The 11,893-nt window shown below is 65.2% G+C and carries 10 protein-coding genes and 1 tRNA gene; 6 read left to right on the top strand and 5 right to left on the bottom strand.

The window, feature by feature from the left end; translation table 11 throughout:
- Window positions 1-45: 45 nt before the first annotated feature.
- The gene (gene gap / locus BOO71_RS09765) at window positions 46-1,038 is read right to left on the bottom strand and encodes a type I glyceraldehyde-3-phosphate dehydrogenase (protein WP_075831900.1); all 993 of its coding nucleotides are present in this window, start codon (window positions 1,036-1,038) and stop codon (window positions 46-48) included.
- A gap of 392 nt (window positions 1,039-1,430) precedes the next feature.
- Between gap and BOO71_RS09760 the strand changes: the two genes are divergently transcribed.
- From BOO71_RS09760 to BOO71_RS09740, 5 genes are all read left to right on the top strand, one after another.
- Window positions 1,431-1,847 (top strand): DUF2946 family protein, encoded by a 417-nt coding sequence (locus tag BOO71_RS09760; RefSeq protein WP_075831769.1) that lies wholly within the window; start codon window positions 1,431-1,433, stop codon window positions 1,845-1,847.
- A gap of 44 nt (window positions 1,848-1,891) precedes the next feature.
- Window positions 1,892-2,335 (top strand): DUF1775 domain-containing protein, encoded by a 444-nt coding sequence (locus tag BOO71_RS09755; RefSeq protein WP_075831767.1) that lies wholly within the window; start codon window positions 1,892-1,894, stop codon window positions 2,333-2,335.
- A 43-nt stretch (window positions 2,336-2,378) separates the two neighbouring features.
- Window positions 2,379-2,774 carry a copper resistance CopC family protein gene (locus BOO71_RS09750; RefSeq protein ID WP_075831766.1) on the top strand — a complete coding sequence of 132 codons (396 nt, stop codon included), beginning with the start codon at window positions 2,379-2,381 and terminating at the stop codon, window positions 2,772-2,774.
- Entirely contained in the window at window positions 2,771-3,571 is an 801-nt protein-coding gene (locus tag BOO71_RS09745; RefSeq protein WP_254843108.1) for a CopD family protein, read from the top strand. The genes BOO71_RS09750 and BOO71_RS09745 overlap by 4 nt, the downstream gene beginning before the upstream one ends.
- 103 nt (window positions 3,572-3,674) lie before the next feature.
- Window positions 3,675-5,087, top strand: a complete 1,413-nt coding sequence (locus BOO71_RS09740) for an aspartate kinase (RefSeq protein WP_075831764.1) — start codon at window positions 3,675-3,677, stop codon at window positions 5,085-5,087.
- A gap of 37 nt (window positions 5,088-5,124) precedes the next feature.
- Here the strand turns inward: BOO71_RS09740 and bshB1 are convergent, their stop codons facing one another.
- Entirely contained in the window at window positions 5,125-5,856 is a 732-nt protein-coding gene (gene bshB1, locus BOO71_RS09735) for a bacillithiol biosynthesis deacetylase BshB1 (RefSeq protein ID WP_075831896.1), read from the bottom strand.
- A gap of 103 nt (window positions 5,857-5,959) precedes the next feature.
- Between bshB1 and BOO71_RS09730 the strand changes: the two genes are divergently transcribed.
- Window positions 5,960-6,034 (top strand) — tRNA-Thr (locus BOO71_RS09730).
- 477 nt (window positions 6,035-6,511) lie between these two features.
- Here the strand turns inward: BOO71_RS09730 and BOO71_RS09725 are convergent.
- From BOO71_RS09725 to BOO71_RS09715, 3 genes are all read right to left on the bottom strand, one after another.
- Window positions 6,512-8,326, bottom strand: a complete 1,815-nt coding sequence (locus tag BOO71_RS09725) for an ABC transporter ATP-binding protein (RefSeq protein WP_075831762.1) — start codon at window positions 8,324-8,326, stop codon at window positions 6,512-6,514.
- Window positions 8,327-8,501: 175 nt separating this feature from the next.
- Window positions 8,502-9,350, bottom strand: a complete 849-nt coding sequence (locus tag BOO71_RS09720) for a sugar phosphate isomerase/epimerase family protein (RefSeq protein ID WP_075831760.1) — start codon at window positions 9,348-9,350, stop codon at window positions 8,502-8,504.
- Complete coding sequence (locus BOO71_RS09715; RefSeq protein WP_075831758.1) at window positions 9,337-11,805, bottom strand: beta-mannosidase; 2,469 nt, start codon at window positions 11,803-11,805, stop codon at window positions 9,337-9,339. Before BOO71_RS09715 ends, BOO71_RS09720 begins: the two co-directional genes overlap by 14 nt.
- Window positions 11,806-11,893: the final 88 nt, after the last annotated feature.

Below are 11,893 nucleotides of genomic sequence, written 5' to 3'. Positions count from 1 at the left end.
AATGGGTGGAGGGCATTTAATGCTCCCTCCACCCATCCTGCTTTATTAGCCTTTTTCCTGAACCAGTTCCACCAGATCGGCGATGCGGTTGCTGTAGCCCCACTCGTTGTCGTACCACGAGAAGAACTTGACGAGGTTGCCCATCGCCATCGTCAGGCCGCCGTCGATGATCGCGCTGTGCGAGTCGCCCACGATGTCCTGAAGCACGATGGGGTCCTCGGTGTAGGCGATGATGCCCTTGTGGGTGGTCTCGGCGGCCTTGCGGAACACGTCGTTGACCTCTTCCACGGTCACGTCACGGCCCAGGATGACCACCACGTCGCTGATGCTGCCGACGGGGGTGGGCACGCGCAGCGAGGTGCCGTCGAACTTGCCCTTCAGCTTGGGGTACACCTGCGAGACGGCCTTGGCCGCGCCCGTAGAGGTGGGGATGATGTTGATGGCGGCGGCCCGTGCGCGGCGCAGATCGCTGTGCGGCAGGTCCAGGATGCGCTGATCGTTGGTGTAGCTGTGGACGGTGGTCATGATGGCCTTCTCGATGCCGAATGCCTCGTCCAGCAGCTTCATCGGCGCGCCCAGGCTGTTGGTGGTGCAGCTCGCGTTGCTGATGATGTTGTGGTTCTTGGGATCGTAATCCTGCTCGTTGACGCCCAGCACGATGGAGAAGTCCTCGTTCTTGGCGGGGGCGGTGATCAGCACTTTCTTCGCGCCGCCGGCCAAGTGCTTGCTCGCGCCCTCACGGCTGGTAAAGATGCCGGTGGACTCGATGACGATGTCCGCGCCCATGTCGCCCCACTTGATGTTGGCGGGATCGCGCTCGGCCAGCGTGTGAATCTTCTGGCCGTTGACGGTCATGCTGTCGTCGTCGTACTCCACGGTGCCCTTGAAGCGCCCGGCGGTGGAGTCGTACTTGAGCAATGTCGCCAGCGTCTTGTTGTCGGTCAGATCGTTGATCGCCACCACGTCGATGCCGCGTTCCACCAGAATGCGGAACACCAAGCGTCCGATGCGGCCAAACCCGTTGATCCCGACTTTCATCTTGCCCGAATTGTTTCCCGTCATGCTTCCTCCAGTCTTGAGGGCCGCCATCTCGCAGCAGAACAGCCCACTGTGGGCGGCGACAGACCTCTCATGGCCCAGTCTAACGGCTGGCGTCAGTTCTGGCTTGGTGTCTTATCTACACCAAAGCGTAAGGTTGCTGACACTGACTGGTGAATGCAGGGCTGGGACGGCGTGCGGCACGCGTTCAGAACAGAACCGATCTGCACCGTGATGGAGTCGGTCTCGCCAGGAAAAAGAGCTGTTCCTGCTGACCTGCGTCAGTCGCGAACGGTTGCTCCTGACGACACGAGGCAAACTCCCTGGAGATTTAGGTCTCTCTAAAACTGGGGACAGTTGCCACGGTGGAGGCGGCTTACACTGGCAGCGACTTGAGGCCCCTTCGCGCCACCAAAATTGACCTCAGACGCCTGCTGGCGGTGCTGACGGTGGTGGCCGCCTTCGCGTTCCAGGCGCGGGTGGGCGGCATGCTGGACCTGCCGATGCCGGGGATGTCGGGCATGGTGCGGATGGCCGGGCACGGCATGGCCCGGATGCCTCCTGGGCCGTCCTCCACCGCTCCACTTCCAGCTCCGCAGCCCCAGCCTGGTCAGGGCGACAGGGAGAGCCACAACCACGCCGCGCACTGCCCCTTCTGCGTGACCGGGGCTTTCGCGCTGGAGGCGGGCGTGCTGCCCCTGTCCACCGCGCCCCCCCAGCAGACGCCCCAGGCGCAGCTTTTTACTGTCGTTGACCTGCCTGCCGCGATCCGTCACGCCGACGCCCGCGCGCCCCCTATTTCCCTCTGAAAACCCAGTGCCTTAACGCCACTTTTCAGAGGAGAACTTCCACCATGCAAAAATTTTTCATGCTGTCCGCCGCCCTGCTGCTGTCCTTCGCCGCCGCCCACGCCACCGTCCGCACCGAGGCGGGAACCAGCGAATCCGCCGCCGGAAAATCCGAGACCTACCGCCTGAACGTGCCTGTCGAGAAGGACATGGCCACCACCCAGATTCGCCTCGTCATCCCCGCAGGCGTGGGCATCAGCCGCTTTCAGGTCACGCCCGGCTTCGCCCGCACCGTGACCAAGGATGCCGATGGACTGGTCACCGAAGTGGTCTGGAAGGGCGACATCGAGCCGATGGAATACGCGCGATTCTTCTTCCAGGCCGTCAATCCGGTCCAGCCCGGCGAACTGGTCTGGAAGGTCTACCAGACCTATGCCGACGGCAGCGTGGTGGCCTGGGACGATACCCAACCCGATAAGACGCCCGCCAGCCACACCACGGTCAAGTAACTGACTGGGGCAGGGGAGACTTTGCCCCTCTGGAGGAAAAGAGATGCGTCTAACCGTTCTGTTGCTGGCCCTGATTCTGGGCACCGCCTCAGCCCATACCGCCGTTACATCCATGATTCCCACTGCCGATTCCACCGTCAGCGCCCCAAAAGAAATCGTCCTGAAATTCAGCGAACCTATTGAACTGCGCTTCTGCACCTTCCGAGTGATGGTACTGGGTGCCGATATGAAGCCCGAGGACGGTGCGAAAGCGGCGCTGGCCCTGAAAGCGGATGCCCCCGAACTCGCCAACACACCGCTCGTCGCCCGTAATCTGGCCGCGCAGCTCCGCATCCCCCTCAAGCCCGATTTGAAGGCCGGGAAATACGTTGTCGCCTGGAAAATTCTGTCCGAGGACGGCCACCCGGTCACAGGCCAGAACGTCTTCACGGTGAAGTGACACCCGAACTGCTGCCCAACCTGCTGCTGTACCTGGGCGCGGCACTGCTGGTGGGCGGTGTCTTTGCCCGCCGCCTGCTGACACCAGCTCATCCGGGGTTGGTCTGGCTGGGGACCGGGCTGGCGCTGCTGATTCTGGGTGGCGGTCTGGGCGTGTACACCACCCTGGCCGCGCTGGGCTTCACCGCCCCTGCCGACATTCTGGATTACCTGACGGGTACGGTGGCGGGCCGCGCCGTGCTGATCCTGTGGATCGGGGCGCTGGTCCTGCTGGCTGCCGAGATCGCGGAACTGACGTGGCTGGCGGCTCTGGGGGCGTCTGGCGTGCTGCTGTGGGGGCTGGCAGGGATCGGCCACGGGGCCTCGCACGGGCAACTCGTTCACGTCTTACACACGCTGCACGGCGGGGCGATGTGTCTGTGGGTGGGCGGGGTGTTCGCGCTGCTGACGCGGCGTGGGGCCAGTGCTGCCCTGGCCCGCAGATTCACGCCCTACGCCCTTGGATCGGTCCTGATGCTGGGCGTCAGTGGCGTGTGGATGTCGCTGGAACATGCGGGCAACCTGCTGCAACTCCCTGCCTCGGGCTATGGGCGCACGCTGCTGCTCAAAGTGGCGCTGGTGGGGCTGACGCTGGGGGCTGCCGTCGTTGTCCGCCGCGCCTTTGCCGTGGGCCAGGGCGTGCGCCCCCGTCTGGCCGCCGAGGCGCTGACATTGCTGGCGGTGCTGGGCGTGACCGCCTCCCTGTCGGGTCAGGCCCCTCCGACGCACGGAACCGGAACGGAACATTCGGGGCACTGAGGTTGAATCCGGTGGGGAGCGTGGTCATGGGCCGCGCACCCTTTTCATGGGCTGCCCAGACCTTCTTTCTCCCGGTCACCCGCTTCGCCCCATACTGAACGCCATGAGCGACACCCTTCTCGTGATGAAATTCGGCGGCACCAACATGCAGGATTCGGCAGCCATTCGCCACAGTGCCTCGCTGGCCGGGCGCAGCCTCTCGGCGGGCGTGCGCGTGGTGGTGGTGGTCTCCGCGATGGCCGGAGTGACCAACGGCCTGCTGGCCCTGGCCGATGCCGCCGAATCCGGCGATATCGCCGCCGCCAACGACGAGATCGCCGCGTTGCGGACCCGCCACTTCACGGCGGCCCAGGAACTCGGCGCGGCCCCTGACAGCCCCACGGTACGTGACATCCGCGAAATGCACGAAACGCTGCGTCAGGCGGTCTACGGCGTGTACCTGCTGCGCGAGCTGACCCCGCGCAGCCGGGACCTGATCGTGGCCTTCGGTGAGCGTCTCTCGGCCCCGCTGATGGCTGTGGCGCTGGAGGGCCAGGGCTTCCGCGCCCATCACCTGACCGGCGGCGAGGCAGGCATCCTGACCGATCACCACTTTGGCAACGCCAAGCCGCTGCCCACGACCTACGAGCGCGTCAAGGACCGGCTGAGCGGGCTGCTGGCCGCCGGAGTCACCCCCGTGGTGTCCGGCTTCATGGGCGAGACCGAGCGCGGCGCGATCACCACGCTGGGGCGCGGTGGCACCGATTTCTCGGCCACGATCATCGGCAAGGCGCTGGGCGCGAACGAGGTCTGGGCCTGGAAAGACGTGGACGGCGTGATGAGCGCCGATCCGCGCGTGGTGGGGGACGCCCGCAACATCACGGTCCTCAGCTACGGCGAGGTCATGGAGCTGGCCTACTTTGGGGCGAAGGTGCTGCATCCGCTGGCGGTCACGCCGTTGCAGGAAAGCGGCATTCCGCTGCGGGTCAAGAGCGCCGCCGATCCCGACTTTCCCGGCACGCTGGTGCAGGCCCAGGCGCAGGACGAGGCCGGGCAGCCAGTCAAGGCCGTGACCGCCATCCGCAACGTGTCCATCATCAACATCAGCGGTGCGGGCGTACTGGGCATCCCCGAGGTGATCGCCAGCGTCTTTGACGCGATTGCCCGCGAGAACATTACCCTGCTGATGGTGTCCCAGAGTAGCTCCATGAGCAACGTCTCGCTGGCCGTGCAGAGCAGTGACGCCGAGCGCACCCTGGCCGCCCTGCGCGCCGGGGTCAGCCGTGAGTTGATGGTGGACCGCCAGTCGGACGTGGCTGTGCTGGCCATCGTGGGCAGCGGGATGCGCGGACAGCGGGGCGTCTCGGCGCGGCTGTTCACGGCCCTGGCCAGCCAGGACATCAACATCCTGATGATCTCGCAGGGCAGCAGCGAGCTGAACATCAGCGTGGCCATCGAGGGCGCTCAGGTGGACGACGCCACCCGCGCCGTGCATGCCGCCTTCGGGCTGGGGGTGCGGGCGGAGGCGGCAGACTGATCCGCCCTTGCAGCGCCGCTTTTTACAGGGCCGGTTTTTACAGGGCTAGCGGGTCCAGCAGCAGTGGGTCCTGTGCCTCGAAGGCTTCGGCGTAACGCACGCGCGCCAGCGTGCCCCAGTAGCTCTGGCGGGCGCGGCGACGCTCGATGATCTCGGGCGTGACCGTCTCGGAAATCGCCTCGCCGGAAAACTGGCTGTCGTGGGCGCGGACGGCGGCCTCCCACTCGTGCTGCACGCTCTCCACGTCGACCAGCAAATCAGGTTGAATGTCCGCGTTTCCCTGGTACAGCAGTGTCCGCGCAATGCGCCACGGCTCGCCGTCCAGATCGGCCTTGCGGAGCTGCGCCAGATGCACGGCCCGCCGCGCCAGATGGTAGGTGCCGAAGTGGTCCGGGTGCCGGTCCTTGTGGTGGGGCACCAGCAGCACGCGCGGGCGCACGGCGCGCAGGGCGGCGGCCAGGGCGTGCGCGCTGCTTTGGGTATCGGTCAACTCTCCGTCGTTCAGGCCCAGATTGCCGCGCCAGCACAGGCCCATGATGGCGGCGGCCTGCGCGCATTCGGCCACCCGCACCTCCGGCGTTCCCTGCGTGCCGCGCTCCCCACGCGACAGTTCCAGAATGCCCACCGCGCGCCCGGCCTGCGCCAGCCGGATCAGCGTGCCGCCCGCGCCGATCTCGGCGTCGTCGGGGTGGGGGGCCAGACAGAGCCAGTCCAGTGGCTGCGGCGTGCCGTGGACCGTCTGGAAGGGGTGGGGCGGCGGCTGGGTCATGCTGGACAGCATAGGCGGGATGCGGTTGCTCCGGGGAGCGCATTTGCCTTGACACTCCAGGACGGCGTGCCTATACTCCCTGAGCCTTGTGCAAGAAAAGCAGGCCAGTGTAGCTCAGTGGTAGAGCAACTGATTCGTAATCAGTAGGTCGTCCGTTCGACCCGGATCACTGGCTCCAGGAAGTTCTAATCAGATGACCCCGCCTGGCGCGGGGTTTTCGCTTTTGCCCTTTCGGCTGAAATTGTCATAATGCCCCGATTGTCACTACTGGCAAAAGCAGCTTCAGTTGGGTGTGCCTGCTGCCCAGGGAAATAGAACCCTCAAATCGAAAACTGCTTCCTCGCGCTGACCGTCCTGGGCGGGATGCTCCGGCACTCCTCTGTTGGATGTTGACCGCCCAACTGCCCGCGCCCCGCTCCTCTAGCCTGAGACGGATTCTGGTTGAAAGCTGATGGACCTCCGGGCGGATTTGAAGGGCTGTGAAGCGGGGCAAGGCGCAGAAGAACATTCCTCCAGTTGTGGAATGGAAGAATCGGCGCTGTCCCGACTTCTACCGCGTTCCGAATACGTCCAGGGTCATGTTTGCGGGAAAACTGCTCTGGATGTCCACAGCATAGATCGGCACGGCAGCAGCTTCGGTTCCCCTTCCGAACCCTCAGCCCTGACGCTGAAGCGCATGCAGGCTGGCGTACAGCCCGCCCCGTTCCAGCAGCTCGGCGTGCGTGCCGACTTCGGCGATGCGGCCCTTTTCCATCACCACGATGCGGTCTGCGCGGGCCACGGTGCTGAGGCGGTGGGCCACCACGAAGCAGGTGCGCCCGTGCAGCAGCCGGGTCAGGGCGTTCTGGATCAGATGTTCGGAGGCGCTGTCCAGGGCGCTGGTGGCCTCGTCCAGAATCAGCACGCGCGGATCACGGACCAGGGCGCGGGCGATGGCGATGCGCTGCTTCTGCCCCCCCGAGAGTCTGGCCCCGTGTTCGCCCAGGCGGGTGTCCAGCCCCTGCGGCAGATCGGCCAGGAATTCCTGGATGTGGGCGTCGGCCAGCACCTGCTCCAGCCGTCCGTCGGGCAGCCCCTCGGTGCCGTACAGGATATTGTCGCGCACGCTGCCGTCAAACAGCAGGGTTTCCTGCGGCACCACGGACAGGTGTTGGCGGTAGGTCCGCAGGTCCAGCCCTGCCATGTCCTGACCGTCCAGCAGAATCTGCCCGCCGCTGGGGCGCAGAAAGCCGATCAGCAGGTTGATCACGGTACTCTTGCCCGCGCCCGAGGGGCCGACGAGGGCGATGGTCTCGCCGGGCCGGACTTCCAGACTCAGGTTGTTCACGCCGTCGCCGTAGCGGCGCTCTCCTGGCGCACCCGCCTCCGGGCCGTAGCTGAAATTGACGTTCTGGAGGGAGAACGCGCCACGCACCGCCGTCACGGCCCGCTTGCCCTCGTTGTGTTCCAGATCGGGGGATTCCAGCACCTCGCCGATGGAACGCACCGATTCCAGCCCCTTGGCGATCAGGGGCAGGGTATTGACCAGCCCCAGCGCACTGCCGGTCAGGGTGGCGAAGTAACCACTGATCAGGACCACGTCGCCCACCGTGATGGGCAGACTGCCGGTGTAGGCCGCCCAGCCCGCCACCACCAGACACACGGCGTTCAGGCCCTGAAAGACCACCCAGGTCACGCTGCCGAACAACCCGTTCACGCTGTCCAGGCGCAGCCCGGCGTCGCGCACCTCGTTCAGGCGGCTCAGGGTGCGGCTCAACTCGCCTTCCTCGGCGCTGTGCGCCCGCGTGACAGGGATCATGCGGAGCATCTCCGAGACGCGGCCCGACAGGTGTTCAAGTTGGCCGCGAAATTCCCGGTTGCGCTCCTTGATGGGCGCTTGCAGGGCGGCGTACAGCCCCAGCGCCAGCGGCACGATCAGGGCGAAAAAGACCAGGAACCACGGCACCCGCAGCGCCGTGACGGTCAGCACCACCACGATGGTCAGCAGCAGCGCGGGCACGTCCTGAAAGACCTGCCGCGTCAGTTGTTCCAGCACTTCCACATCGCGCAGCACCTTGGTTTGCAGCGCCCCCGCCGAGGTAGTCCCGAAATACCCGATGCTGAGCTGCTGAAACTGCCGGGCCAGCCGGGCGCGAAGCTGGACCTCCATTCGCCGGATCACCCGGCTGGTCAGGCGCACATACAGTGCGTTGGTGGGAATGTTCTGGAGTTGCAGCCCCAGCAGCACCGCCCCGTTCCACCACAGCTCGGTGATGGGGTGCGCGTCGGGCCGGGTGATGATGTTGATGATGTTGGCCGTGACCAGCGGCATGGCCCACGACGGGCTGTTCTTGACGATATAGACCAGCAGCGCCAGCGCCAGCCGGGCGTGGTCATGGCGGTACAGCCCGATCAGGGTTTTCAACGGCGTCTGGCCGTTATAGGGAAGGTCCGGGCGTTCGCGGGGGCGCGTCAGGGCTGGATTGGACATGGGGACCACCGGAAGGGAGAGGGGGCGTGAGAGGAGGGGGGTTTGGGGAGGTTGAAGACCCGCTGGCAATACGCTTTTAATGGCGGACGAGACATCAGCCCCGCCCGCCCGTTCACGCCCTTACAGCTTGAGGATTCGTGTTGTTTCCGAGAGATGTAGCGTAAAGCCTGCGCTTTCAGCCAGCGCCGATGCCCAGCACTTCGCGGGCAAACCTGTAACTGCGCTGCACATTGGCCTCTTCCAGCGCCAGGGTTTCAGTCTCGCTGGCCTGCGGCTCAGAGACGATTTCCAGCATGATCCGGTCCAGGCCAGAGTCGTTCACCAGAATGTCCAGCACGGCCTTCAAATCAATCACGCCCTCGCCCAGCGCCACGCCATACGACTTGAAGCCCCAGTTCTCCATCTTCATGTCGTAATCCTTGAAATGGGTGTTGATGATGTAGGGCGCGAGCTGCCGCACGGCCTCCACCGGGTTTTCAAGGTGGATCATGAAATTGCCCAGATCGACGCAGACCCCGACGGTGGGCGAATCTACCCGTTCAATCACCTGCTGCAACTCCGGGGTGGTAGCGTCGCAGTGGTTCTCCAGGGCGATGCGGATGCCCAGGTCTGCCGCCTGTAGGGCCAGCGAACGCAGCAGCGTGACGGCGCGGGTGGTTTCCCCGGCCACGTCGGTGCCGCGTTCAAAGCGCGAGAAGCCCATGAAGGTCCGCATCAGCGGCGCACCCAGCAGGCTGGCGATCTGCAATTCCTGAACGGCGGTGTCTGCCGTGAGGTAGGCCGAGCCGTATTCCACATACAGATTCCGTTCCGCCGCCGCCGCACGCAGCTCTTTCAGGTAGGCCGGATCGTGGCTGGTCAGGTGCGTCAGATCGATCTGGATGCCGTCAAAGCCGAGGTCCTGCACATGCTCCATGTACTGGAACAGGGTCATGTTCTGGCGGGGCTTGACGTCGTGTGACCCGAAAGCCATGCGGTAGCTGTAGCTGAACAGGCCCAGCTTCAGATCCTTAAGCCCGCTCAAATTCGCCCACCCTGACCGTTTCCTCCGCACCCAGCCAGCGGGCGGTCAGGTTGGATGGACTGAGCTTCTGCGTGCGGACCACGCGCGTTTCTCCAGGCAACAAATCCAGCATATTGTCGTCCCAGACGGTTTCCGGGGCCGATTCCAGCCAGACGCCCTTGGCGGGGCGCGTCACGCTCAGGCTCAGGGCGTTCGGGCCAGTCACTTCAACTTTCAGGCCGGGATCGGGGAGGGTCAGGTACTTGAACGGCTCGGGCCAGCGCACCTCACGGGCGATCACGCTTCCGTCCTGGTTCAGGGTGGCGGCCACGATGGTGGAAGCGGCGTCGTGTTCGGCGGCGAAGATGCCCAGTTCGGTCACTTCATTGGCCGCCAGCTTCAATTCGCGCGTCTCGGCACTGAGTTCTTTGCCCTCCAGCGTCAGGGCGCGGAGGTCCAGCGTCACGGTCTGAACTTCTGTCGTGCCGTTGACGGCCCAGACCTCGGCCCCCTTGCCAGTCACGGTCACACCGACACTCACCGGCTTCAGCGCCCCCTTGATGGCGTAATACGCGGGCTTGGGCTGGCCCGACGAGTCTATGATGGCCCAGCTCGTGACCGGCCAGCAGTCGTTGAGCTGCCAGACCAGCGCGCCAGATACGGCCCTCTTCCCATCCCGGCCCCAGCGCCGCCGCCAGCCCCGGTAGGCACTGTCCAGCGCCTCGGCCTGCATCAGTTGCGAGGCGTACACGTAGCCCGGCAGATCGGCAGGAATCGGCACCGTGTCGCCGATGTAGACGTTCAGGCGGCGCGGCCCGTCACCCGCCTTGTTGTGGTGTTCCAGCGTGCGGCTGGCGGGAAAGCGTTCCTCGGGGGCCACGACGCTTTCCAGCAGCGCCAGCGACGGCAGCGACTGCATCCCGAACTCGGCGACGAAGCGGCCCTCGTACTTGGGATAATCCTGATACGGGGCCATCGCGCCGTGCCATACGTCCCAGGTGTGGCGGTCCCCGATCTCCTGATCGGTGGAATTCGGCCCACCGAAAGCGCTGCCCGGCCAGTACGGCGTGGCGGGATTCAGGCGGCTACAGACTTCCGGCAGCAGCTCCTCGTAGGTACTCAGGGCGTCAAACTTGCTCTCGTCGCCCCCCGGCCCGTAGGCCCCCACCGAGTTGGCAATCTGATAGTCCTCATTGTTGCCGCACCACAGGGCGAGGCTGGCGTGGTGGCGCAGGCGGCGCACGGCCACCTCGGCCTCCTCGCGGATGCTGGCCTGAAACTCGGTGTGGGCCGGGTACATCCCGCAGGCGAACATGAAATCCTGCCAGACCAGCAGGCCCAGCTCGTCGCAGACGTCGTAAAACACGTCGTCCTCGTAGATGCCGCCGCCCCACACGCGGATCATGACCATGTTGGCGTCCCTGGCCTGGGTCAGGCGGGTGCGGTAGCGCTCCGGCGAGATGCGCGGCAGGAAGTTGTCGTCGGGAATCCAGTTCGCGCCGCCGCAGAAGATCGGCATGCCGTTGACCTCAAAGAAGAAAGAGCTGCCGGGTTCGTCTGCCACGGGTTCCTGAATCAGTCGAATGCTCCTGACTCCCACCCGAAGTTCCGAGGAAGTTCCGTCTTCCAGCCCCGCCCGCACGGTGTAGAGCGGTTGCTCGCCATGACCAGCGGGCCACCACAAGGCAGGGTTTTCCACGCTGAAGGTGTGGGCGACGCTCCCAGCAGCGGGCCGGGTTTCAGATGCAACCACTGCGCCGTCCGGTCCCAGCAGCTCCAGCACGACGTTCCCGGCAATCTTGCCCTTCACGTCCACGCTCACCGGAAATTCGGCGCGTTTGAAGTCGTCCGACACCGATACGGGGCAGGCCAGTTCGTCCAGCCGGGCCGCGTAGACCTCCAGCCGCACGCCGCGCCACAATCCCGCCGTCATCAGCACCGGACCCCAGTCCCAGCCGTAGTGGTACTGCGCCTTGCGGACATACAGGCGGCTGGAATCGCCGTTCCACAACTGGCGTTTGCCCAGTTCGGCCTCGATTCCCTGACCGCGCAACAGGGCCGAGGAAAACAGGACGCGCAGTTCGTTGGACCCCTCGCGCAACTGGCCCGCCACCGATACGCGGCGCGGCACGAACATATTCTCGCTTTCCAGAATCAGCTCGCCGTTCAGCCAGACCTTTGCAAAGGTGTCCAGACCGTCAAAGCACAGATCGGCCTGTTCACCAGATTCCATGCTGGGCGCGTCGAACTCCAATTGATACAGCCAGTCGGTTTCGCCCACCCACTGCACATCCAGCTCGTTCAGACCGACGTTGGGATCGGGAATGCGGCCCGTCGCCAGCAGGTCCTGATGCACCGTGCCGGGAACGCTGGCGGCGGCCCAGTCGGAGTCGGCGGCAAAATCGTCGTTCAGAGGGGTCTGGGGTGCGCGGGCCTTGAACTGCCAGCCAGCGTGCAGGGGAAGCGTGTGTGTCATGGGAGGTACTCCTGAGAATGAGGTCGGCATTGGGGAGGCGGTGGTGCCGCGAACCGGACGGTAAAGCAGTGGTCACTCTAAAGCAGTT

It is taken from the genome of Deinococcus marmoris, assembly GCF_001949125.1.
Lineage (GTDB): Bacteria > Deinococcota > Deinococci > Deinococcales > Deinococcaceae > Deinococcus > Deinococcus marmoris_A.
Note: the sequence above shows the minus strand (reverse complement) of the source record. Positions and strands in the feature narration are given on the sequence as shown.